Source organism: Chryseobacterium nepalense (assembly GCF_023195755.1).
Lineage (GTDB): Bacteria > Bacteroidota > Bacteroidia > Flavobacteriales > Weeksellaceae > Chryseobacterium > Chryseobacterium nepalense.
The window spans coordinates 30,435-55,818 of sequence record NZ_CP096203.1 but is presented as its reverse complement, the minus strand read 5'-3'; the positions used below and the strand labels follow the sequence as shown (position 1 = coordinate 55,818).

General features: G+C 36.8%; 21 protein-coding genes. 8 read left to right on the top strand and 13 right to left on the bottom strand.

What is annotated here, in order from left to right:
- Positions 1 to 2: 2 nt before the first annotated feature.
- From M0D58_RS00235 to M0D58_RS00225, 3 genes are all read right to left on the bottom strand, one after another.
- Positions 3 to 455 (bottom strand): adenylyltransferase/cytidyltransferase family protein, encoded by a 453-nt coding sequence (locus M0D58_RS00235; protein ID WP_248392517.1) that lies wholly within the window; start codon positions 453 to 455, stop codon positions 3 to 5.
- Between the two features lie 25 nt (positions 456 to 480).
- Complete coding sequence (gene galE, locus M0D58_RS00230; RefSeq protein WP_248392515.1) at positions 481 to 1,503, bottom strand: UDP-glucose 4-epimerase GalE; 1,023 nt, start codon at positions 1,501 to 1,503, stop codon at positions 481 to 483.
- Positions 1,504 to 1,990: 487 nt separating this feature from the next.
- Positions 1,991 to 3,115 carry a DegT/DnrJ/EryC1/StrS family aminotransferase gene (locus M0D58_RS00225; RefSeq protein WP_248392513.1) on the bottom strand — a complete coding sequence of 375 codons (1,125 nt, stop codon included), beginning with the start codon at positions 3,113 to 3,115 and terminating at the stop codon, positions 1,991 to 1,993.
- 86 nt (positions 3,116 to 3,201) lie between these two features.
- On the opposite strand from M0D58_RS00225, the gene M0D58_RS00220 reads away from it, so the two are divergent.
- On the top strand, positions 3,202 to 4,812 hold the full coding sequence (locus tag M0D58_RS00220; RefSeq protein WP_248392511.1) for a S8/S53 family peptidase: 1,611 nt from the start codon (positions 3,202 to 3,204) through the stop codon (positions 4,810 to 4,812).
- A 43-nt stretch (positions 4,813 to 4,855) separates the two neighbouring features.
- Here the strand turns inward: M0D58_RS00220 and M0D58_RS00215 are convergent, their stop codons facing one another.
- Together M0D58_RS00215 and M0D58_RS00210 are read right to left on the bottom strand one after the other, a co-directional pair.
- Positions 4,856 to 5,602 carry a hypothetical protein gene (locus tag M0D58_RS00215; protein WP_248392509.1) on the bottom strand — a complete coding sequence of 249 codons (747 nt, stop codon included), beginning with the start codon at positions 5,600 to 5,602 and terminating at the stop codon, positions 4,856 to 4,858.
- A gap of 7 nt (positions 5,603 to 5,609) precedes the next feature.
- On the bottom strand, positions 5,610 to 8,144 hold the full coding sequence (locus M0D58_RS00210) for a phosphoenolpyruvate carboxylase (protein WP_248392507.1): 2,535 nt from the start codon (positions 8,142 to 8,144) through the stop codon (positions 5,610 to 5,612).
- 116 nt (positions 8,145 to 8,260) lie between these two features.
- On the opposite strand from M0D58_RS00210, the gene M0D58_RS00205 reads away from it, so the two are divergent.
- The 7 genes from M0D58_RS00205 to M0D58_RS00175 all read left to right on the top strand — a co-directional run bounded on the left by M0D58_RS00205 (position 8,261) and on the right by M0D58_RS00175 (position 13,800).
- The gene (locus M0D58_RS00205; RefSeq protein ID WP_248392505.1) at positions 8,261 to 8,713 is read left to right on the top strand and encodes an SLATT domain-containing protein; all 453 of its coding nucleotides are present in this window, start codon (positions 8,261 to 8,263) and stop codon (positions 8,711 to 8,713) included.
- 86 nt (positions 8,714 to 8,799) lie between these two features.
- Complete coding sequence (locus M0D58_RS00200) at positions 8,800 to 9,204, top strand: putative periplasmic lipoprotein (protein ID WP_248392503.1); 405 nt, start codon at positions 8,800 to 8,802, stop codon at positions 9,202 to 9,204.
- A 229-nt stretch (positions 9,205 to 9,433) separates the two neighbouring features.
- Positions 9,434 to 10,012: a hypothetical protein gene (locus tag M0D58_RS00195; RefSeq protein ID WP_248392500.1), complete on the top strand. Its 579-nt coding sequence runs from the start codon at positions 9,434 to 9,436 to the stop codon at positions 10,010 to 10,012.
- A 782-nt stretch (positions 10,013 to 10,794) separates the two neighbouring features.
- Positions 10,795 to 11,958 carry an iron-containing alcohol dehydrogenase gene (locus M0D58_RS00190; RefSeq protein ID WP_248392499.1) on the top strand — a complete coding sequence of 388 codons (1,164 nt, stop codon included), beginning with the start codon at positions 10,795 to 10,797 and terminating at the stop codon, positions 11,956 to 11,958.
- A gap of 187 nt (positions 11,959 to 12,145) precedes the next feature.
- Positions 12,146 to 12,607: a lipocalin-like domain-containing protein gene (locus M0D58_RS00185; RefSeq protein WP_248392498.1), complete on the top strand. Its 462-nt coding sequence runs from the start codon at positions 12,146 to 12,148 to the stop codon at positions 12,605 to 12,607.
- A gap of 62 nt (positions 12,608 to 12,669) precedes the next feature.
- Positions 12,670 to 13,323, top strand: a complete 654-nt coding sequence (locus M0D58_RS00180) for a GDSL-type esterase/lipase family protein (protein WP_248392496.1) — start codon at positions 12,670 to 12,672, stop codon at positions 13,321 to 13,323.
- The gene (locus tag M0D58_RS00175) at positions 13,324 to 13,800 is read left to right on the top strand and encodes a hypothetical protein (RefSeq protein ID WP_248392494.1); all 477 of its coding nucleotides are present in this window, start codon (positions 13,324 to 13,326) and stop codon (positions 13,798 to 13,800) included.
- 41 nt (positions 13,801 to 13,841) lie between these two features.
- Here the strand turns inward: M0D58_RS00175 and M0D58_RS00170 are convergent, their stop codons facing one another.
- From M0D58_RS00170 to purH, 8 genes are all read right to left on the bottom strand, one after another.
- Positions 13,842 to 15,194: a DEAD/DEAH box helicase gene (locus tag M0D58_RS00170; protein ID WP_248392492.1), complete on the bottom strand. Its 1,353-nt coding sequence runs from the start codon at positions 15,192 to 15,194 to the stop codon at positions 13,842 to 13,844.
- An 82-nt stretch (positions 15,195 to 15,276) separates the two neighbouring features.
- A complete protein-coding gene (locus tag M0D58_RS00165; RefSeq protein WP_248392490.1) occupies positions 15,277 to 16,926 on the bottom strand; it encodes an ABC1 kinase family protein in 1,650 nt (549 codons plus the stop codon).
- A gap of 118 nt (positions 16,927 to 17,044) precedes the next feature.
- Complete coding sequence (locus tag M0D58_RS00160) at positions 17,045 to 17,380, bottom strand: transposase (RefSeq protein ID WP_066436637.1); 336 nt, start codon at positions 17,378 to 17,380, stop codon at positions 17,045 to 17,047.
- 1 nt (position 17,381) lies between these two features.
- Complete coding sequence (locus tag M0D58_RS00155; RefSeq protein WP_248392488.1) at positions 17,382 to 17,819, bottom strand: transposase; 438 nt, start codon at positions 17,817 to 17,819, stop codon at positions 17,382 to 17,384.
- 768 nt (positions 17,820 to 18,587) lie between these two features.
- Positions 18,588 to 20,087 (bottom strand): carbon-nitrogen hydrolase family protein, encoded by a 1,500-nt coding sequence (locus M0D58_RS00150; RefSeq protein WP_248392486.1) that lies wholly within the window; start codon positions 20,085 to 20,087, stop codon positions 18,588 to 18,590.
- Positions 20,088 to 20,546: 459 nt separating this feature from the next.
- A complete protein-coding gene (guaA, locus tag M0D58_RS00145) occupies positions 20,547 to 22,076 on the bottom strand; it encodes a glutamine-hydrolyzing GMP synthase (protein WP_248392484.1) in 1,530 nt (509 codons plus the stop codon).
- Between the two features lie 209 nt (positions 22,077 to 22,285).
- Positions 22,286 to 23,524 carry a phosphoribosylamine--glycine ligase gene (gene purD, locus M0D58_RS00140; RefSeq protein ID WP_248392482.1) on the bottom strand — a complete coding sequence of 413 codons (1,239 nt, stop codon included), beginning with the start codon at positions 23,522 to 23,524 and terminating at the stop codon, positions 22,286 to 22,288.
- Positions 23,525 to 23,793: 269 nt separating this feature from the next.
- Entirely contained in the window at positions 23,794 to 25,311 is a 1,518-nt protein-coding gene (gene purH, locus M0D58_RS00135; RefSeq protein ID WP_248392481.1) for a bifunctional phosphoribosylaminoimidazolecarboxamide formyltransferase/IMP cyclohydrolase, read from the bottom strand.
- Positions 25,312 to 25,384: the final 73 nt, after the last annotated feature.

The window sequence follows — 25,384 nt, the reverse complement described above, 5'->3', positions numbered from 1 at the left end:
TTTTATTTTACAGCTTCAGCCTTTGAATTTTTCTCCATTTCAGCTTCGTAAATTCTTTTTCTGAGGTCACTAGATGAAAACCTGTGGTCTCTTTTGTTATAAAAGATCTCAACGCCATTTTCTTCGCAGTATTTTTTTCCTGTGAAATCTTTTTCTCTATAATCATCTCCAATGATTCTAACGTCAATTACAAATGATTTTAAGATATCCTCCAGATCCTGCTCGGTATAATAAGGAATAATCTCATCCACCGCGTTTACGGCTTTCAGCTGAATATATCTTTCTACGATAGTCTGCGTAGGTTTATTTTTATTCGGGCGATCATGAGAGGGATCAATCTGCAGGCCAACGATAAGGTAATCACAAACCGTTTTTGCTTCTTCAAGCATTTTAATGTGTCCGGCATGAAGTAAGTCAAAAGACGAAAACGTAATGCCTATTCTTTGTGTTTTCATAATAAATTTCTTTTTTTAATTAATTTTAAATATTCCTTGACTGAAGATACTCCTGCCATTCCCATACCGTTCTTAACGATTCTTCCAAAGAAGTTTCAGATTTCCATCCAAGTTCTCGTTCCGCTTTATCTACATTGGCATAAGCTATGGTAATATCTCCTTCTCTTCTATCACAGATCTGATAGGGAACTTCAACATTATTTGCCACTTCAAAGGCCTTGATCACTTCAAGAACAGAAGATCCTTTTCCTGTTCCGAGATTGTAAATATCAATTACAGCTTCGTCTGATGTGCTTTGCATCAATTTTTGCAGAGCAGCCACATGAGCTTTTGCAAGATCAACTACGTAAATATAATCACGGATTGCCGTTCCGTCTGGTGTTGGGTAATCATTTCCCCAGACATTCAGCTTTTCGCGGATACCTGCTGCAGTCTGCATAACATAAGGTACAAGATTATTTGGAATTCCTATAGGTAATTCGCCAATTTTTGAGGACGGATGTGCTCCGATTGGGTTAAAATATCTCAATAGAGAAATTTTTCTCTGATAAGCTTTGGCAAAATCAGCTAAAATTTCTTCGCCCATTTGCTTGGTTTTCCCATAAACGCTTTCAGGCATTTTTAGCGGTGTATTTTCATCAATCGGCATCGTATCCGCCTGGCCGTAAACTGTACAGGAAGAACTGAAAATAAAATTGGAAAGTCCTCTTTCTTTAAATTCCTGCAAGATATTGATCAGAGAGAACAGATTGTTTTCATAATAATCAACCGGTTTTATCTGGCTCTCTCCCACCGCTTTTGAAGCGGCAAAATTAATACAGCCGTCAATAGGGTGCGCATCAAAAACCTGGGTTAAAAGTTCTCTTCTTTTTAAATCAAAAGGATAAAAGACAGGTTTTCTTCCGGTAATTTCCTCAATATTTTTTAATATAAATTTCTCCGAATTGGATAAATCGTCTACAATAACAACTTCAAAATTGTTATTCAAAAGTTCCACCACCGTGTGTGAACCAATATATCCTAAACCTCCTGTTACGAGTATTGCCATATTGTATTTTTTTGGACTTTGTCAAGTTTGAAATCTTGGACAAAGTATTGTTTTTTTTATTCACTGTGTTTTCCTATAGATTCTATTTCTATTTCAGATTTATTTTCCTTAAGACTATATTTGTTAATAATTATCAGAATTATTGTTCCAATAAGCAAAATCTTAAAATGAAAACTAGTTAGAACTTTATCTAGATTCACAAGAGACATTTTAAGTACTAAAACAATATAAAATAATGAATCAAGCATAAATATACCTAAGCTTAGATTTAAAAACAAAACTGCCTTGTTATATTTTTCAATTAAATGTACTAATGCAAATAAATTTACAACGATTGAAAAAACAGTCATAATAGTGGTAATAATGCTGAAATCATTAAATAATGAAAGAAATGACATAATTGAGAAAAAAATAAGAAATATTGTAACGATGATCGCTAAATAAAAAACTATTTTATTACTGAATATTCTTTTTCTCATTACAAAAATCACTTCATAAACTCCAGCACCGCATCTGCAATATACTTGAGTTGCTCTTCATCCAGTTCCGTATGCATCGGAAGAGAAATAACCTCATCCAGCAGCTTATCAGTGTTCACGAAATCGGCATCATTGCTTTCCTGATAATAAGCCTTTTGTTTTCTTAGGGCTACTGGATAATAGATCATAGCCGGAATTTCTTTTTCCGTTAAAAATTTCTGAAGGTCATTGCGTTGACCGTTTAAAATTCTCAACGTGTACTGATGGAAAACATGAGTAGAATTATCCGCTCTTTTCGGCGTTAAAATGTGCTCATGCCCTGCAAAAGCCTCATCGTAATAATCAGCTGCTTTGTTTCTTGCTTCATTATAATTATCTAAATGCGGAAGTTTCTTTCGCAGAATAGCAGCCTGAATACTGTCCAATCTTGAATTTACACCAACCTCATCATGATAATATCTTTCGTACATGCCATGATTCACGATTCCTCTCAAACGATGCGCTAATTCATCATTATTGGTGAAAATAGCTCCTCCGTCGCCATAGCATCCGAGATTTTTAGAAGGGAAAAAAGAAGTGGTTCCTACCGTAGACATGGTTCCTGCTTTTTTTACACTTCCGTCGGAGAATGTAAATTCTGCACCGATCGCCTGTGCATTATCTTCAATAACATATAAATTATGCTGTTCTGCAATTTTCAGAATTTCTTCCATATTGGCGCACTGCCCGAAAAGATGAACCGGAATAATGGCCTTTGTTTTTGGGGTAATCGCTTTTTTAATCGCTTCTGTAGAAATCGTAAACGTATCATAATCAACATCTACCAGTACCGATTTAAGTTTAAGCAAATGAATAACCTCAACCGTTGCTGCGAAAGTAAAATCTGCAGTGATGATTTCATCCCCTTCTTTAAGATCAAGAGCCATTAAAGCAATCTGAAGAGCATCCGTACCGTTGGCACACGGGATTACATGTTTTACGTCTAAATAAGACTCTAATTCATTCTGGAAAGACTTTACCTCAGGGCCGTTGATGAAAGCCGCTGAATCCATTACATTTGAAACTGCATTATCTACTTCATTCTTTATCTTGTAATACTGACTTTGTAAGTCAACCATTTGAATCTTTTTCATAAATAAATATTTCTGTAAAAATAAGGAATTTAAAATCCTATCAAAAATTTTATTGATTTTGTTTTATCTTTATATAAAATATCTACATGAAAAAAATTCTACTCTTTTGTCTTTTAGCATGTTATTCAGTGAGTTTTGCACAAACGTCGCTTGTTTTCGTGTTCTTTAAAGATAAGCCGAACAAGGCCGCATTTTATGCCAATCCCTTGTCTGAACTTTCCCAAAAGTCTCTCGACAGACGTACTGCCCTTGGCGTTCCGTTGAATGATCAGGATGCACCTATTGAGCCATCCTACATTACCAGTATTCAGAATTTGGGCTTCACCGTTACGGATTATTCAAAATGGCTTAATGGTGTTGCCGTCAATGCTACTCCGGCTCAGATTACTCTTCTTCAGTCACAGACTTATGTGAATTCTGTAGAAAGTTTCGCAAAGAATGCATCCGGTGTACCAAAGATGGAAAATATCAATAAATGGATAAATCCGGACGTCAATACAGGAAAAAACCTCACCGTCTTTGATTACGGTTCCGGAGCACAGCAGATTGACCAGATTAACATTCGTCCGCTGCATCTTGCAGGATATACCGGAACAGGAGTTACCATCGCTGTCATCGACACCGGTTTTCCGAATGTAAATACAGGTTCCGCATTTACGAGGCTTTGGAATAACGGACACATCAAAGGCGGATATGATTTTGTAACGAAGACCACAGACATTTATAATCCTTCCCTCAATATACATGGAACGGTGGTTCTCGGAGCCATTGGCGGATTTGTACAGGATACTTTTGTAGGCTCTGCTCCTGATGCCGATTTTTATTTGTACCGAAGTGAAAATGCCAATGTCGAAATTCCCGAAGAAGAACTTTACTGGATTGAAGCTGCTGAAGAAGCAGACCGGAAAGGAGTTGATATGATTACCACATCTTTAGGGTATTCCACTTTTGATGACCCGAAGTACAATTATTCCTACGCCAATCTGAACGGAACGACTTCCTTTATTGCGCGTGGTGCTGAAATCGCAGTAAACAAAGGAATATTTGTATTATTTGCCGCAGGAAATTCTGGAGTTCAGCCATGGCATTATATTTTAACGCCGGCGGATAACGCGAAAGTTTTTAGTATCGGTTCTGTAGACGCTGCAGGAGCATCGTCGGATTTTTCATCTTACGGACCCAATTCTGCGGGAGTTATTAAACCTGATGCAAGTGCAAGAGGAACAGCAGCGATTACGGTGAGCAATAACAATTCCACACTTCCGGTAAGCGGAACCTCTATCGCCACGCCCATTGCAGCAGGAGGCGTCGCATGTCTCATCCAGGCTTTTTCTACAATGAACAGAGATCTGATGAGAGATAAGCTAAGACAGACCGCATCGCTTTATCCGAATCATACCGATCAGATGGGTTTTGGAATCCTTAATTTCGGAAGCTTGTACAACAATGTTTTAAATACGTCTGAATTGGTAAAGAAAAACAATATTGTCATTTTCCCGAATCCGGTAAAAAATATTCTCAATATTGCTTCCGAAAAAGAAATTACATCACTGGAAGTGTATGATAATTTAGGAAGACTGATCACCACAGTAAATAATCAAAAATCTTTGAAAGTTGAAGATTTCAGTAAAGGGGTTTATTACCTGAAGATCAAAACAAAAGATGCAATCTATTATGAAAAATTTATAAAAGAATAAAGCAAAAACCTCTCAGTCCGAGAGGTTTTTTATTGAATTTATGTCAGAAGCTGAGTTCATCAAAATCTTTAATTTCAGATAAAAGAACAGGCTTTTGAATATCAACTTTAGACCATGTTTCCTTGAAAACCTCATCCTTGTCTTCCTCATCTTTATTGATATTATCTTTAATCTGCTTTTTACCGGTTAAAAAATTAATGCTTGTCTCATTTTGAACAATCGGGCCGCGGTTATAGCTTGCATCATAACCAATGAGCTGGAAATCATTGCTTCTGTATTTAAAAGTATAGGTCCAGTATCCATATCTGCCGTGCATATAATTAACATAGAGATTATTTTTGTCTATGGAAACTTCCATTTCCGGAGCATAATATACGCCGCCATCTTCGTTTTCGGATGAAAAGCAGTTGTTGTTTTCTACAATCTTTTTATAGCTGTTATCTTCTGTTTTAAACAAGATAATAATTCCCCGGCGGTTTCGATCCAGTTTTCCACGATACTCATCGGTGACTATTTTATCCTTTTCAGTTCCTTTAATGATCAGCACATGATCTTTACGTCCGTCGTTATTCAGATCTCCTTCTACTTCATCAAAAAGCACAAATCCATTGGGTATAAAATCAGCAGGTTTTTTCTTATCAGCAGTTTTTACATGATCTTCCAAAACTTTTTTTACCGATAATGCTTCATTTTTAGCAGCTGGCGGCAACTGGCTTTCATTGGATTTTTTACAACCATCAAACAAAAAAAGGGCTGTAAAAACCGAAACTGAAAAGAATATATTTTTCATACTATTTTTAAGCTGAATTTCTGCTGGCGTTGATATTTCCAAACAAAGACCGCGTCACAAGCTTTTCATACGCTTCTTTATTTCCTTCCCCTTTCTGAATTTTAATCAGGGCATATTGTTGAATACTCAATAAAGGAAGAACAATTCTTTCGCGGATCTTTACGGATTTTCTGGAAAGCGGATCTTCCTGTTGGAGCATGGTGAAGCCGGTAAGCTCCAACATAATATTTTTAGAAAGGTTATATTCATCAAACAAAATATTCCAGAATGCCCCGAATTTAGGATTATTTTTAATGTAATAAGTCAGCGGAAAATAAGTTTTATTTAAACTCATCATGGAGTTTAAAACCAATGTTTTGAAGAAGTCGGAACCCCTGTACAGTGCTGTTACTTCGTCAAACCGTCCCTGTTCTTTCATCTGCTGCATAGCAAAACCGAGTCCGAAAAACCCGGGAACATTCTGCTTCAGCTGTGACCATGAACCTACAAAAGGAATGGCTCTTAAATCTTCAAATTTAAGCTCATTTCCGACACCTCTTTTCGACGGGCGGCTTCCGATATTGGTTTTCCCGTAATATTCCAGCGTACTCATTTCCTGGAGATAGGGAACAAACATAGGATGTGCTTTCAGATCCGAATATTTTTTATAGCTGATATCGGCCAGTTCGGCAATCAGCGATCTTTCTTTTTCCGTAAGGTCTTTTTTGGAATTTTTAAACACATCATTCTCCACACCGGCTGTTAAGAGCTGTTCAAAATTGTATTTTGCCTGCTCCTTATTCCCGAAAATACTGGTAATCGTCTGTCCCTGAATTGTTAATTCAATCTTATTATTGGCAATCGTTTTTCCCTGGGAAGCATAAAAATCGTGGGTTTTTCCGCCACCTCTTGCAGGCGGACCGCCTCTTCCGTCGAAGAAGACCACTTTAATTCCGTTTTGTTCGGAAAGTTTCGTTAAAACTTCCTTGGCCTTGTAAATTTCCCAATTGGCTTTGAGATAGCCGCCGTCTTTTGTACCATCAGAAAAGCCAAGCATAATGGTCTGCTGATTTCCTCTTCTTTCCAGATGCTTTTGATACACCGGATTCTGATACAGTTCAGCCATTACTTTTTCCGCATTGGCAAGACCTTCCATGGTTTCGAACAACGGAACAATATCCATCTTGATTTCTGCATCCTGATAACCGCAGATTTTGAAAAATGCATACACATTCATCACATCCTTTACCGCATCGGAATTGGAAATAATGTAGCGGTTCATTCCTCTCAAGCCGTTAAGCATTTGAATGTCTGTAATCTGAGCAACCGTAAGCAAAGTATCTTTAACGATATCTTCAAAATCATCCGGATTTATTTTTTCCGAAACCTGAATCAGACGGTTGAATTTCTCTTCTGAACCAGCGTCTGGATTTCCGACAACTTTGGCAAAAACTTCATCAATTACTTTCTGATGAATCCTGCTGTCCTGGCGAACGTCCAATGTCGCAAAGTGGGTTCCGAAAATTTTCACCCTGTCCCTGAAATCCGTCAGCAGATCAATAAACAGCGAATTATGCTGCTCTCTGACAATTGTTTCCGCTTCATCCAGTCGTCTGATGATATCATCTGCTGTAATTCTTTCATTTCTGAATATAGCCGAATACAGTTCGTTGCTGAGTTTTGTCAACACTTCCGAAACTCCCCTGAAACTCAATCTTCTTCTTACTGACTTCAGATTATTGTAATATGCTTTGAGAATGGCTGAGTGAAGTTCTTCTGCTACCCTCTTGGTAACATCGGCCGTTACAAAAGGATTTCCGTCGCGGTCGCCGCCCGGCCAGAAACCAAGCTGGATAAGGTCTTCATGAATATGGAAATGCTCACTTCCGAACGTTTCTTTTATTTTCGTGAAAAGTTCCCCAATCGTATCGTAATACACATATCTCAGATAATAAATGATGCTCATGGCTTCATCAATCGGGGTCGGTTTTTCTTTATTTACAAATGGCGTTTTCCCCAATTGCTGCAGAAGCATATCGATATTGGTGATCGAATCGTGGGTAATTGCATTTCTGAGGTCATGAAGAATCCTTTGTACCGAGTTCGGATAAAACTGGGTCGGGTGTGCGGTAAAGACAATTTTGATCGCAAAATCTTTGAGTTTTTCACGAACCTGTTCCAGTTTATGGTCCTGAAGGGAATGCTCGTAAAGGTTGGTTACCGTGCCTTTGTCGCTGTCGGAATGAAGATTGGGAAATGCTGCATCTTCGATACTGTCGAACAAAACAACCTGTCTTTCAATATATTGTATAATTTTAAAAAGCAGTTCGAGTTTCTGTTCTTCGGTCTGCAAATCGGTATGGCTTTTAAAGAATTCTTCAACGATTTCTTCGGGAGTTTTCCCGGCTTGGTAGCCGGTTTTGCTTTCTTCACAAAGAAACGGAAGGAGCATCCCGATGTTCGTCATTTTATCATAAGGCAGGCTCATAAACAATGAATTGTAGATCTGGAACTTATTTTCCACGATCTGCCTGAATTTTTCTGCGCGTTGGTCGTGTATCATAATAACAAATGTAGGGGATTTTGATTTGATTTCAAACGAAGAATAGCTTAAAATAATTAATTCTGTTTCATTGAATTCTTAAAATTAATTACATATTTTTATATAAAACTAAACCTATGAAAGATAATTCAATAAACAACCCTTTTTATATTCAAATTCAGAAAGAGATTAACAGAATTGAAAGGAAAACCAGGAAATATGCCCTGCTGTTCTACTTTATCAGAATTATCCAAATTGCTTTTACTGCAACAATTACTATTGTATCAGGAATTGCGGAAATTGAGGATATTACTACAGCAAAAGTTACATTAATTTTAGGAGCGGTTGCTACTGCCGTTACTGCATTTGATACGTTATTTCAAACTGATAATAAGAAAAATACATATAAACTTGTATTGTTTGAATTAAGATCTATAAGAGCGGAACTCGTTTATTATTATATTAAAAATAAGATGATCGACAACAATATTTTGGAAATGCTTTTCAATAAATATCAAAAGGCAAATGATTATGCAAGAGATCTTATTACAATAGATTTGGATAGTAGCAACCCGGCAGAAAAAAAGTAATTACTAAAATTTTAGCTTACTGTTGGTTTTTTATGACATTAATATATTTTTAATAATTAATTTTACACTTCACAGATATTAATCTCATGAAAAAAATATTCATATTCTTTATAATGGCCTTCCTTTTCACCGCCTGCGGTGAAGATTGCTATAATCCGCCACAGCCTATTGTTTTTGAATTTGTGAATGCTGCCGGTGAAAACCTTATTGCCAATGGAACATTGACCACCTATTCCATACAGGATGAAAACAATGTTGCCATTCAGCTCACCAAAACTTCAGAGAACAGGGTACTTCTGGAAAATGTAGGAGCGTACAACGGTACAAAAAATTATAAATTTTATTCTAATGTCAAACTTTTTGATTTCTCAATAGAATCCGCAGAATTCAATAGCGGCTGCGAAGGCTATCAGATCAAAAAACTGACTTTTACCGGCGTGGGATTTGATGTGAAAGATGAAAACGGATATTACAAAATTATATTCCAGTAAATTTCCTTTTACTTGTTGAAAATTTCTATTAACCGCAAAAGATTTAAATACTTTCAATTAAAGTTCATCAACATGAAGAATAAAGAACACAATAGTTTTTAAAATCTTTGATTTTTATTCTTTTGAGAACTTTGTTTCTCCAGTAACAACTTTAAAATATCCTTGCCTCTTTTGTGGTTAACTTTAAAATAGTTTAACAGCTTTTTTGCTAAATTAAAACAATGACAGAATGAAAGTATTATTTCCGATTGTATTGCTGTGTTCAGGTTTGGTTTTCAGCCAGAAAACTGTTCCGGCAGGTTACCAAAAAATTCCTGAAATTCTCGACAATCCGGAACTACTCTACCCTTTTATCGTTCCGGACAAAAAATACGATTACTGGAGCGTTCTCAGAAACAATCCGGATCCCGACAAAGCGGTTATCTATGAAAGCCAGGCACCGGATTTCATGACTTTAAATGATCCTACTCCTGAGAAAGGATTTTTTCAGAAATGCCTGGGTGAAGATTGTTTTTCTTACCTTCTGGCCTGTGAAAAAGGTAAAACGAAATACTTTTCAACTGAACAGCAACTGAGAGATTTTATCGGAACTGTCGATAATCTTCCGGAAGCTATTTTAATAGCCAACACATACGGTTATACTGTTGACACAGGCAATGCACTAAGCAGCTCTTATAAAATGGATGATAAAAATATTTTCCTATATCTCACCAAGCTTACAAACAATACCGAAAACAAAGAGTCTTTTTTCATTAAGATCAACAGGAAAACGGGAAAACATGAGGTAAAAAGCAATGGAACTTTTTAATATAAATATGTCTGTTCGATTTCTATAATATCCGCTATTTATTTCATACACAAAATTACTTTTTATGTTTAAAAAGCTCTGAATTCTATTGATACAGCGTACTGTTTCATTGATTCGCTCTTTTCAACGAAGCTATAAAGCATTGAAAAATAACAAATTGCACTTGACTATCTCTTCGGACTGGTTGATCGGCTCTTCGGAGGAGTTGATCGCTACTTCGGACTGGTTGGTTCCCTCTTCGGAGCAGTTGATCGCTTATTCGAAACACTTGATTGCTTCATCGAACTGATTGATCCGCCATTCGAAGTACTTGACGATCTCATCAAAGTAGTTGATGGCCTCAACTGAATGCATAAATTTCACTTTACATACAAAATATTTTAATCCGTCAGTTCAGACAGGTTTTTCGCAATACAATCAATAAAAGCATATCAAGAACTTTTTATAATTAAGAGATCTGTTCTCGATACAAAATTCTTTTCAGAATTTTTACTCGAACTGACGTGATGAAAAATATAAATCTTCTTTAATATACGTCTTTCAATTAATCGTCAGTTCGAGTGATTTTCCGTAATGAAATGGAGGAAAATTGTATCGAGAACTCTTAGTTAATATGTTCTCGATATAAAATTCTTTTCAGAATTTTCACTCGAACTGACGAAACGTCTATTATAATAAACCCGATAGTTTTAATAAAACTGAATCATTAAAATTTTAAAACTTTATTAACCCGGATTTCATCAAGCATTGCGTACATTTGAATTTAAATAAATTTAAGGACTATGCTTAATTTCGAGTTTAAAAATCCAACTAAAATACTTTTCGGTAAAGGGGAAATTGCCAAAATATCTAAAGAAGTTCCGGCCAATGCTAAAGTTTTAATGATTTATGGCGGCGGAAGCATTAAAAATAATGGTGTTTACGACCAGGTAAAAGAGGCGTTGAAAGATCATGAAATCTATGAGTTCGGCGGCGTTCCTGCCAATCCCGAATATGAAGTTCTGGTCAATGCACTCCAATTTATCAAAGAAAAAGATATCGATTTCCTTCTGGCCGTTGGCGGAGGTTCGGTGATTGACGGAACAAAATTTCTCTCTGCAGCAGCAAATTATGATGGTGAGCCGTGGGAAATCCTTACCAAATCCGTAAGAACTTTCGAAGGAGAAGGATTGCCTTTCGGAACGGTTCTTACGTTGCCCGCAACCGGATCTGAAATGAATTCCGGCTATGTGATTTCAAGAAGAGAGACCAATGAAAAATTGTCTTCCGGAGGTCCGGGCCTTTTCCCGCAATTTTCAGTCCTGGATCCTGAAGTCGTAAGATCAATACCAGCAAGACAAATTGTAAATGGTTTAACAGATGCTTATACACATGTTTTGGAACAATATATGACAGCACCTTCCCCGGCAGATTTGCAGGAGAGAATTGCAGAAAGCATCCTGATCAGCCTTCAGGAAACTGCTCCGAAAGTTCTTGCAGATGATTTCGACTATGAAGCAGCCGGAAATTTCATGTGGTGCTGCACAATGGCCTTAAACGGGCTTATTCAGAAAGGTGTGATTACCGACTGGGCAGTTCACGCAATGGGCCATGAACTGACCGCATATTTCGGAATTGATCATGCAAGAACACTGGCCATCATTGCTCCTTCCCATTACCGCTATAATTTTGAAGTTAAAAAAGGAAAGCTCGCTCAGTATGCAGAAAGAGTGTGGGGAATTAAAGAGGGAACTCTTGAAGAACGAGCAGAAGCAGGAATCAGAAAGCTGGAAGATTTTTTCCACAGCCTGCACATCCAGACTAAGCTTTCGGAATACACCGAAGATTTCCAGGGAACAGCAGAACGAGTGGAAAAAGCATTCACCGAAAGAAAATGGACAGGTCTTGGTGAATATAAAAAACTTACGCCTCAGGATGCAAAGAAGATCGTAGAAATGAGCTATTAAAAAACAGGAAGCGTGAAGATGGAAGATGGAGGTTATAAAATTCAGAAATTAATTATGAACCTGCCATTACCATCTTCAAACTTCCGGTCAAATTATTTTGTTTACAAACATTCGTTTAAAAAACCTTAATTTCATTAGAGATATTTCAAATTTATTTATATTTTAGCATATTCTTAAATTTGTAAAAATGAAAAAACAATTACTTTTATTTGCCTTTTCAGCATTCGTGCTTAGTTCATGTGAAGATGATGATATCCAAGCGTATGAAATGGATATGATGAAAGGTGAATGGAAAATCAGTAAAACAGAAGTAATTTCAGGAAAAGACGATAAGACAGCACTTAGTACTTATGTGCCGACCGGATGTGAAACCAACAATACGATGGAATACAGAACGGATTTTTACACCTCTTTTACAGCATATACCGGAACAGGAACAGACTGTCAGATCGCTTACAAATCGGAAGGAACGTATGATTATGATACGGAGACTAAGAATCTCACCATAAAATATACGAATGACAGCTCAAGACCATATCAGGTAGTTATTCTTACAAGTTCTGAGATGAGGCTTAAACAGATGTTCGGAAACATAGACCAGAATGGAGATCAGGTGATCGATTACACCTACATTTCTTTAAAAAGATAAAATGAAACTCCCGAGATTCCGGGAGTTTTTTTATGAAACGGAATTTTTAAAATGATTATACAATGAAGAAGATGTTATCAGCATTTTTACTGCTGACTTTTGCCCTTTTCTTTTCGCAGGAAAAAAAACCGATGTTCTGGCAAGACATACAGAATTTCAAAAAACAGGATCAGGAAACACCGCCCCCCAAAGACGCTATCCTCCTGATTGGAAGCTCATCATTTACAAAATGGACGGATGTTGCCAATTATTTCCCGGATAAAACTATTATCAACAGAGGTTTTGGAGGGTCCAGATTAACAGATCTTAATTATTTTGCCAATGATCTATTACACTATCAACCCAAACAGATTATCATCTATTGCGGTGAAAATGATTTTGCCGATGATGATAAACTGAAGGCAGATGTGGTAGTAGAGCGATTCAAAACTTTTTACAAAAAAATACGTGCTAAATTTCCTACCATTGAAGTAGATTATATCTCAATCAAATATTCTCCAAGCCGCGAAAAGCTTTGGCCCCAAATGAAAGAAGCCAATAAAAAAATTGCCGCTTTCATGAAAAAACAGCCGAATGCAGAGTTTATTGATATCACCAAAGTAATGGAAGATGCCAACGGAAATGTACGAAAAGACCTTTTTGTAGAAGATATGCTTCATATGACACCGGAAGGCTACAAATTGTGGACATCGGTAATGAATCCTTATATGAAATAAATGAGAGAATCGGTTAGAAATTTACCACTTTATCAAAAAGCCGAGGAAATCTACGAAACGTTAAAGATCATTACTGATCTTTTCCCCGAAGATAATGACTATCTGCAACATCTAAAGATAAATCTTCTTGAAGACATTATGATTATTCAGGCTAAAATATCTGGTGCTGAAGCCGTAAGACTTTATGACATCAAGATGGAGAACGCTGCAATTATCCGTAAAGCAGCGAGAGATATTATGGTAAGCGGAAATAACCTTGAAATGTTCGGGTTTACAGATTCAAAATATTACAAACTGATCAGAAGCCTTATAGAAGAATTCCGCATTTTGTTTGTGGAATGGGTAGCCGGATTTGATCCGAAACATTTTATTGTAGATGATTGGGGATTATTTAATCCTCCTGGAATATCTCATGACTATATTCAGAGTGATGACGAACTCGATTTTCTTGACGAAGATGAAGACGATGAATTTTAATTGACTCAAACAAAAAACTCCCGAAATTCGGGAGTTTTTTGTTATTTCTTTTTCTTGGATTTTGAAATAGCTTTTTGCTGAGATCTGTTGGCACCAAATTTTTTCGGGGCCTTTCTTTTGGATGGTCCGCCCCAGTTTTCTTTTGTATTCTTGGCTTTCTTCTCGTGAAATGCGCCTCCGCCTTCATTCAGTTTTACCTGGGCAGGATTTTTCATGGAAATCTGCTCTTCTTCAGAGGCAATTTTCTTAGGATTTATTTTCACCTCTTCAGGGAAGTTGATAAATCTAAGCTCCTTATCCATCAGTAATTCGATGTCAAGGATCAGCGGTTCCTCTTTTTTAGTAACAAATGTTACCGCTTTTCCATCTTTATCTGCCCTACCCGTTCTACCGATCCTGTGAATATACTGTTCCGGAATATCCGGCGTTTCAAAATTGATAACATGGGTAATATCCGAAATATCAAGACCTCTTGCCATGACGTCTGTGGTTATAAGGCCTCTTATCTCTTCATTTTCAAAACTTTTCATGGCTTTCAGCCTGTAATTCTGTGATTTATTGGAATGAATCACATCAAACTGTTCCGGGAAGAGCTCATTAATTTTAGTAAAAAGAAGATCTGCGTTTTTCTTATTATTGTTAAAAATCAACACTTTAGACATCTCCTCATCCCGCTTTAACAGATATTCCAACAGGTTGATTTTGGTATTAAAATTCTCAACTTTGTAAGCAGTCTGTTCAATTTTTTCAAGCGGAGTACCGGATTTTGCAAGAGAAATCTCTACCGGACTTGCAAAATACTCATCCAGCATACCATCTACTGCTTCCGTCATGGTTGCAGAAAAAAGAATGTTCTGTCTCTTTTCCTTCATCATTTCGAAAATATGCGTCAGCTGCGGTCTGAAACCGAGATTCAACATTTCATCAAACTCATCGATGATCAGCTTCTGAACTTCTTTCAGTGATATAGCATTGTCGATCGCCAAATCCATCACCCGTCCAGGAGTTCCCACCAAAATATCACATCCTCCGTCGAATAAAAGTTTCTGTGTGTTAATATTTTTACCTCCATAAATACCGATCACTCTTGCCGTGATATTTTCTGTAAGCTTTTCAAGAATTTCCGTAACCTGTACTACCAGCTCTCTTGTAGGTACAAGAATAAGAACCGTAGGATTTCCGTTTTTATTGTACTTCCAGGTTTTAAGAACGGGTAAAAGATAAGCCAGGGTTTTCCCCGTACCGGTCTGTGCAATTCCCATTACATCGCGTCCTGAAAGTATCGGCCTAAGGCTCTTCTCCTGGATGGGAGTAGGTTCAAATAAATCCAGATCTGCCAAAACATCAAGAATTTTAACCGGAAGGTCAAAATCTGCAAAAGTGAGTTTTTCCATTTTGCAAAGATAGGCAATTAATTTTTGAAAGAATATGACCGATCCGTTGACTATTTAAAGCGCCATTCTAAGTATTATCCGCTTATTTCCTGGTAATCCTTAATAAAATGATAATCGTTAATAAGACTGAAAATATAAATCCCAGAACAGCAATTAAGGACATTTCCCCAACTTTAGGTCCGGATTCCGAGACAAATACAATTGCTGTAGCAATGATATTCGCACCGAGAATCATGGTTAGAATCAGATTAACAACACTTGACTTGATCAGCTGATTGGTTTTCTCAATATTTTTAATTTCGCTGGTAACGGTGAACTTATTTTCATCGAGTTTCTGTAGGACGGAACGCAATTCTTTAGGGATTTCATCTACATTATCTGTAAAAGTCATCATTTTTTCCATCCCTGTTTTTAAAATATTCTGCGGACTTATCTTTTTAGCGAATATTTTTTTTGTGTACGGATGGAGGCTTTTCACTACATCCAGATCGGGATTAATGGTGCGCCCCACTCCTTCGATCAATCCAATTCCTTTGAATAAAAGATAAAAATAATCCGGCATGTACAGTCGGTTATCTTTCAATACATCTTTCATTTTGTTCATCACCGCATGCGGATCAATTTCTTTAAGTGAGGTACTGTGGACGAAATCCAGGATATCCTCCACATCTCCTTCAAATCTTCTTTCATCAGGAATCTGATAACTGACCGCCATCTTTTTAAGGTAACGCACAATCTTATGCGGATTTTTTGCAACGAAACTTACGATAAGATCTTCCAGGATTTCCTTGTCATTCGGCGGGATTTTACCTACTGCACCAAAATCGATGAATACAACTTTTCCGTCCTTTTTTACCAGGATATTTCCCGCATGAGGATCTGCATGAAAGAAGCCATAATCTAAAATCTGAGAGACAAAAAGCCGTAATCCGGCTTCCGAAATATGAACAGGATTGATTGAATTGGCCAATAACGCTGCTTTATCCGTAACTTTAATACCGTCGATAAATTCCATGCAGAGAATATTGTTATTAGAAAACTCTTCGTAAACCTTGGGAATATATGTTTCTTTACTGTTTTTAAAATTTCTTCTAAATTGAAGAATATTTTCTTTTTCATTAATCAGAGAGACTTCCTCCAATAAAGATTTTTCGAAAGTTGAAATTGCCTGTTTAAGATTAAGTTTTTCTCCGATTTCAGAATAGGACGAAATCAGTTTCTCAAGATCTTTGATCAACAGAAGATCATCTTCTATGATTTTCTGAACATCCGGCTTTTTAATTTTAAGAATAACCTGCGTTCCGTCAGTCAGTAAAGCTTTATATACCTGAGCAATGGAGGCTGTAGCCAGAGGTTCGCTTTGAATTTCTGAAAAGTGCTCCGAAGCAGAAATATTGCATTCATTTTCGAGGATTTCAGCAACATTCATTTCTATTTGATCTACTTTGTCCTGAAGTTTCTGCAGTTCCTGGATCAGTTCGGGCGGAAGAAGATCTTCCCGATTGCTGAATGTCTGTCCGAGTTTTACAAAAGTAGGTCCCAGCTCTTCCAGGGCCATTCTTATCCTTTCATAAACCGTTCCTTTTGAAATAATTTCTTCGAGATCGGAAGAAACTTCGGGCTGTTTATTTCCGACATTCATTCTTGCCAGAAGATCTTTAAAGCCATATTTGCTCAATACGGAAATGAGTTTTGCAGACCTTTTCAGTTTTCTTTGTTGCTTATCAAACATAATGCATAAAAGTAATAAAAACAAGCCACAAGCATTCAAAAAGTATTCCTAATATCCAAAAAAAACTTTGCCATAAAGGCAAAGCTGTTATATTATTTTATAAAGCTGTTATATTATTTTATACAATAAAAAGTTTTTTCCATCTCGAAACTGTATTGCGGCTCAGTTTATAATGCAGAGCGAGTTTGGTATTGTTCAGTCCGTGCTCTTTCTGGAACTCAAGGATTTTAATAATGGTAGACTTGCTGTACGACCGGTGCTGCTGATTGGATTTGATGATATCTTCTGAAACAGGAGTAAATATAATATTGTTAATTGCAATAACATCCAGTTCGGAAAGAGTCTTCTTGCTGAGAATTTTATCACAAAGTTCTTTTTTTTCCGGGAATTTCTTTTGCAGGATATCAGTATATATTCTTTTAAAATCCGGCTGTGAAGTTTTATTTTTTTTCATGTTATCCGTTATTAAGATTACCGTATTTTTTAGTCCACCGATGAAGCGTAGATTTCGGGATCCGGTATTCCTTCACAATCTGGGGCATTGTTTTTTCCTCGGTTTCTATCAGTTCAACAATAAAATCGATAACTTCCCGGGTGTAGATACTTTTGCGAAAACTGGGGAGCATGGATTTTTTTTCTACCTGTTTATCTACTTTGGAAGGAGGTGCATAGAGGATAAGATGCTGAGAATATATTCTGAAGAAATCATATTCCAGAAGTTTACTCCATCTCATAAGAATATCACTATCTAAGCTCTTGGAGCGATACATCTCTTCAATCTGGTCTTTTGTAGTTTTCAGGAATTTGCAAATTCTTTCAAGATCAGTTTCTGTATCTTCAACGCGAGTCTTTATGATACTTCCTATGTGTATTTCTTTGTAGTCAAATTTCATCCTTTTAGTATTATATGTGAAAAATAAAAATGGTGTTATTACTTTTGGGTAAATAAAATTCTCTATCTCCGGATAGAAAACGAAAAAAAACTATTGAAATTACCAGAAACCGAAGCTTACAATCCATGTGCAATGTATTATTCATTATCAGATAACTTTCATGTGTTTGCACTAATTTTCATGAGAAGCATTAATTATTTTAATACTTCGCAAAACAAAATCAATTTCAACAGTTTGCATTTTTAAGAATGGAGGGAATTTTAAGACGGTATTAAATCTTTGGTCATTACTTAAAGATTTATCCAGGTCCGAATTTTTCATGAATATTCTATAATCAGGTTTGTCAGGTTAAAGTTTTCAGTGGCAATTATTAGCTTTATTTAAACTAAACTATTTTTACAAATTTAGATAAAACCAAACAATAATACAATATATTTAAAGCATTTACATTTAAATATTATTATTAGAGTTATTTATTAATTTATATAAAAATATTAATTCCTATTTGTAAATTTTTACTAAACTTTATCTGCTAACGCTTATCCTGTTATTTTATTGTGTATTACAGTAATTTCAGTATAATTATTACTATGTAATACTCATCAATTTGTAAAAATTTCTTATCCAGCTTTTCATGTATAAATCTTTGTATATGTATAGAATTATTGACACTTATTTTTTGATGACATTTCGATATATTGTTACAAAAAAAACACCCCTTTCTTCTAAAGAGGTGTAAATTTTATTATAAACAGATCATACTGAAAACTATTTTAAATATGTTTCATAAAGATCTTTTCTACGGTCTTTCATCACCTGTACGGAGCCATGGTGATGAAGGTCTTTCAGAAGATTTAAATCCACATCTACAATCAGTGTCATTTCCGTATTGGGTGTTGCTTCTCCTTTCACAGCATTCGATGGAAAAGCAAAATCGGAAGGAGTAAATACGGCTGCCTGCCCAAACTGAATATCCATATTATTAACACCCGGAAGATTTCCTACGCAACCTGCAATCGCAACATAACACTCATTTTCAATAGCTCTTGCGGCCGCACAATGCCGAACACGCATATAGGCATTCTGCGTATCCGTAAGATAAGGCACAAAAAGAATTTTCATCCCCTGATCGGCTAAAATTCTTGGTAATTCCGGGAACTCCACATCGTAGCAGATTACCAGTCCGATTTTACCACAGTCCGTATCGAAAACACGGATTTCGTTTCCGCCTTTCATTCCGTAATATTTTTTCTCATTCGGCGTGATGTGAATTTTCCTGTATTCATCTATTCTTCCATCTCTGTGAAGAAGATAACTTACATTATATAAATCATTATTTTCGAAAACAGGCATGCTTCCGGAAATGATATTAACGTTATAGCTGATGGCCAGATCCGAAATTTTCATTTTGATTTCTTCCGTTAATTTTGCAAGTTCAATCATACTGTCTCTTTCGGAAAGTTTGTTGAAGGGAGCCAGCAAAGGAGTGTTGAACAATTCCGGGAAAAGAACGAAATCGGCTTTATAGTCGCCCATCACATCTACAAAGAACTCAACCTGTTCGTAGAAGGCATCAATATCTTTGAAATGTCTCATCTGCCATTGCACCAGTCCCAGCCTGATAATGCTGTCCTGCATGGTATTGGGCTTTTTACTGTAATAGATATTATTCCATTGCAGGAGCACAGCATTTTCTTTTGAGGATTCGTCTTCGGGGAGATATTTCTTTAAAACTCTGATGGGCAAAAAATTATTGGAAAGCTGAAATGATAAAACCGGATCATAAATTTCTTTATCTCTAACTCTCCTGATATATTCCCTCGGTGATAGCTCGCTGTGTTTGTGATAGTTCGGAATTCTGCCTCCTAAAATAATCGATCTTAGATTTAACAGTTCACAAAGTTCTTTCCTGGCATCATATAATCTTCTTCCCAGCCGAAGTTCACGAAATTCCGGATCAACAAAAACTTCGATTCCATAGAGTACATTCCCTGTGGAAGTATGGGTATTGAAAGTATAATTTCCCGTAATATCGCTGTAAGTATGATCATCGCCGAATTCATCATAATTTACAATGATTGAAAGTGCTACGGCGGCGAGTTTTCCGTCAACCGTAATACAGATCTGTCCCTGAGGAAATATTCTTGTTAGTTTTTCGATGCTTCTTTTAGACCATACATATTCAGACATTTGAGGATAGGCCCGTTTCATAGTTTCTACCAATTCTGAGTAATCCTGAACGGTGAGCGTTCTTGTTTCAATTTGCATTTGATGTAATTTTACTTAAATTTAGGGAAAAACTGAGACTTATTTATAATGCATGAGTTTTTTAACCGCAAAAGACACAAAAGATTTTGTTTATTTAAGTTGAGCCTTGAAGACAAAAGCTAACAATAGATTAATTTCATCATACATTCCAGCAATGTAAATCTCAATTGAATTAAGTGTATTTCTTAACTGTACAAACTGACTTGTAATTGTATGATTTTATAAACTGAAAGGGCGGCTGCAACCCTAGCCCAGATTGAAGCAGCATCCTTTTTGGTTGCGGCCGGAGCATAAACCGGAAGCTTACAAACATAGTTCAGGAGCCCATAACCAAAAAGATATAGTACTTCGACAGGCTCAGCATCAACTCAAAGCTGGAAAAAGCTCCAAATAATTTTAATAATTAAACGAAAAAATCCCGCCCAAAGGCAGGATTTATATCTTAACTCAAGTCAAAAATTATTCCCACTCGATCGTTGCAGGCGGTTTGCTTGAAATATCATAAGCTACCCTGTTGATTCCTCTTACTTCGTTGATGATTCTGCTTGAAACGGTATCTAAAAACTCATAAGGAAGTCTGCTCCAGGTTGCCGTCATAAAGTCGATGGTGTTGGCAGAACGGACAACGGCTGTATATTCGTACGTTCTCTCATCGCCCATTACTCCAACCGATTTTACCGGAAGAAGCACAACAAATGCCTGAGAAACTTTTTCATATAAATCATTTTTATATAATTCTTCAATGAAAATATCATCCGCTTCCTGAAGGATTCTTACTTTTTCAGCATCAACAGCTCCCAAAATCCTGATTCCTAATCCCGGACCAGGGAAAGGGTGTCTGTGTACCAAATGATGAGGAATTCCCAGCTCTTCTCCAACTTTTCTTACTTCATCTTTAAATAATTCTCTTAAAGGCTCCAGCAATTCAAATTCCATTTCTTCTGGAAGTCCGCCAACGTTATGGTGAGATTTGATCACTGCAGAAGGACCGTTTACCGACTGACTTTCAATTACATCCGGATAAATTGTTCCCTGTGCTAAGAATTTAGCGCCTTCAATTTTATGAGATTCTTCATCAAAAACGTGAATAAACTCGTTTCCGATGATTTTTCTTTTTGCTTCAGGATCATCTACTCCGGCTAATTTTGATAAAAATCTTTCGGAAGCATCCACTAATTTAATGTTCATATGGAAATGCTCTCCATAATTGTCCATTACTTTTTTGCCTTCGTCTTTTCTCAGTAAACCTGTATCTACGAAGATACATGTCAACTGGTCACCAATTGCACGGTGAATTAACACTGCCGCTACAGAAGAATCTACCCCTCCTGAAAGTCCTAAGATAACCTTTTGGTCACCTACTCTTTCGCGGATTTCTGCAACTGTTTTATCAATATAATTAGTCAGTTTCCAGTTTTTCTCTGCATTACAGATTCCGAACACGAAATTCTCCAACATTTTCCCGCCTTCTTCGGTGTGGGAAACTTCAGGGTGAAACTGTACGCAATAGATTTTCTTATCCTCATTCGCCATGGAAGCAATTACGCCTGATTCAGCATTTAATTCAAAGCCCGGAGGCAATTGTCCTACTTCATCAAAGTGGCTCATCCAAACGATAGAATTATTGGTTACACCTTTTAGCAAGGAAGATTCTTTTACAATTTCCAGGTGTGCTTTTCCGTATTCTCCTTTTACGCCTTTATGTACTTTTCCGCCTAAAAGATGGGCTGTTAACTGCATTCCGTAACAGATTCCCAAAACAGGAATTCCCTGCTCATACAATTCTTTTTCAACCAGATGAGCATTTTCTGCATTTACAGAACTTGGTCCTCCTGAAAGGATAATTCCTTTCGGCTGTTTTTCTAAAATTGTTTCTAATGGTGTATTGAAAGGTAAGATTTCAGAATATACACCCATTTCACGGATTCTTCTTCCGATAAGCTGGTTGTACTGTGATCCGAAATCTAATATGATAATACCGTTGTTCATTTTTTATAATTGATGAATAATGATTGATAAATGATTTTGTAAAATTGTCTGAAATTATAGCCCCGATTGCAGCGGCATCCTTTTTTGTTATTGCGATTGCCGAAAAGTTCTAAATATTGCTTCTCTTTGTTCGCAATGACAAAAAAGATACAGCGGAAAGCGGGAAATAGCTTCTAACAAAAAAAGCCCCGAAAAATCAGGGCATTATTTTAAAACTTTCCGATGTCTTCTCTGTAGAAGCCGTAATCGAAATGTACATGACTTGCATCTTCGTACACTTTTTTGCGGGCATCTTCGTAAGTTGCTCCGGTAGCTACAATGTTCAGTACTCTTCCACCGTTGGAAACTACTTTGTCTCCTTTTCTGATGGCTCCTGCGTATAAAAGCTTGCTGTATTTCAGTTTATCTTCGCCCACGATTTCGAAACCTGTTTCGATGTTTCTCGGGTAGCCTCCTGAACACATCACAAGGCAAATAGCTTTTTCGTCTTTAAATTTAAGCTCAATGTCTTTTCCGTCCATACAATCCTGGATCACATCAAGAAGGTTATTTTCCATTAAAGCCATCAATACCTGAGTTTCAGGGTCTCCGAATCTCATATTGTATTCCAGAAGATACGTTCCGTTTTTGGTAACCATCAATCCAAAGAAAATAATTCCTTTGAAACCGAAGCCTTCCGCTTTAAGACCTTTTAAAGTAGGTTCAAGGATATTTTTTTCAAAGTCAGCATAGTGTTCCTGGGTAAATTCAGGGCTTGGAGCTACCGTTCCCATACCGCCGGTATTCGGTCCTGTATCTCCGTTTCCTGCTTTCTTATAATCTTTCGCCGCAATACACGGGAATAATTTTTCACCGTTTGAAAAAGCAATGATGGAGGCTTCAAATCCTTCTAAATATTCCTCAATAACCAAACGAATCCCTGCATCTCCATAGATTCTTCTGATCATAAAATCATGAATTGTTGCTTCAGCTTCTTCTAAGGTATCGCAGATCACAACACCTTTACCTCCTGCAAGTCCGCTTGCTTTGATCACTAATGGATATTGCTGAGTCTGAACATATTCTTTAGCTTCATTGTATGAATCAAATACTACTGCTTTTGCTGTTTTGATATCATAGGTCTGCATGAATTTTTTAGAGAAAGCCTTGCTTCCTTCCAAGCTTGCCACTTTCTGATTCGGGCCAAAAACTTTCAAATCGTGCTTTTTGAATTCGTCCTTCAAACCAGCTACAAGCGGCGCTTCCGGACCAACAATCGTTAAGTCTACCTTTTCTTTGATTGCAAAATCTCTAAGTTCTTTAATCTCTGATAAATGAACATTTTTTCCTATTACATCAGTGGTAGCATTTCCGTTGGCGAAAAACATCTTCGTAATTCTTGAATCGTTCTGAAGCTTGGCTGCCAAAGCAGATTCTCGTCCACCTTCACCTATGATTAATATTCTCATACTTTATTTAATTAACTAGTCTATAATTTACAAATATATAATTTTGAATGCTATAAATACAATCTCAAAATATAATTTCCGGATGTATGCATTTAATCTCAATAAAAATTTTTAACGCAAAGTCCGCTAAGATATCTTTAATAACTGACTGCTTTTTAAGTTCGTAAAGGTACTTCGACGAGCTCAGCATAAACTAACACTCAGCAAAGACCGGAAAGCAATCTATCCTAAATTACAGATTTTCATCTGTAATTTTAATCTAATTTTAATTAATGTAAAAAATGTCTTATTCCCGTAAACATCATTGGTATTTTGTGCTCATTGGCAGCATCAATACTGTCCTGATCTTTCACACTTCCACCCGGCTGGATGATTGCTGTGATACCTTCTTGAGCGCAGAAATCTACCACGTCACGGAAAGGGAAAAAGGCATCTGAAGCCAATACCAATTCCCCGGAGAACTTTTCTTTGGCTCTTTCAATTGCCTGTTGAGTTGCCCAGATTCTGTTTACCTGTCCGCCTCCGATTCCAAAAGCCTGGATTCCATTGGAAACTACAATTGCATTTGATTTTACATATTTTACTACTCTCTGGGAGAACAATAACGCTTTTTTCTGCTCTTCCGTAGGCTGAGTTTCAGTTACGACTTTGATGTCATCCGAGAAGATGCTGTCGTTATCCTGAACCAAAATACCCCCGTCGATCTTTACCCACGTCTGTTTGTCGGATACAGGATTTACAATTTTAATAATTCTCAGATTTTTTTTCTTTCTCAAAATTTCAATCGCTTCCTCATCAAATTCAGGAGCCATTACAATTTCAAGGAATGTTTTATTTAATTCTTCTGCGGTTGCCGCGTCGATTTTGTAGTTCATAGCAACAATTCCGCCAAAAATAGAAACCGGATCACATTCGAAAGTTTTCTGGTAGGTTTCCAAGGCTGAAGTTCCGATTGCTACTCCACAAGGTGTAGAGTGTTTTACGGCACAACAAGCCATTTCTTCTTTAAATTCAGTCACTACTTTCCAGCAAAGATCCATATCACGAAGGTTGTTGAAAGACAATTCTTTACCTCCCAGCTGTTCAAAATCTTTCATCGCGCCGTTTTCGAAAGTAGAAACGTAGTAAGCCGCTGTCTGATGAGGATTTTCACCATATCTCAGATCAGAAACTTTCTTGTAAGAGGCATTTAAATAAGTAGGATAATCTTCTTCTAAAAGCATTCTTGAAATCGCTGCATCGTAAGCAGAAGTAAGATTGAATACTTTTCCTGCCAATTTCTTACGGGTTTCAATATAGGTATCACCGTTTTGCTCCATTTCAATTTTTACCGCAGCATAATCTTCAACATCAGTAATTACCGTAACGGAATCAAAGTTTTTAGCTGCAGAGCGAAGCATCGAAGGTCCTCCGATATCGATGAATTCCACCTTTTCGTGAAGAGAAATGTTTTTGTTTACATTTTCGAAAAAAGGATAAAGATTTACAATTACCATGTCAATCAGGCCAATTCCATGTTCCTGAACAGTACTCATGTGTTCTTCGTTGGAACGAACCGCCAACAATCCTCCGTGAACTTTTGGGTGTAATGTTTTCACTCTTCCGTCCAACATCTCAGGAAAATTGGTAACTTCATCAATCTGAATCGGATTTAAACCAGCATCTTTCAAATGTTTGAACGTTCCTCCCGTAGAGATCAGCTCATAATTTTGGGCTTCCAGAAACTGTGCAAATTCGATCAACCCGCTTTTGTCAGAAACACTGATTAAAACTCTTTTTTTGCTCATTTTACTTTCGATTTTTTCTTTGTAATAATTCTTATGTACAATCTGATAGAACTTCATCCTATCCTGATGTAGG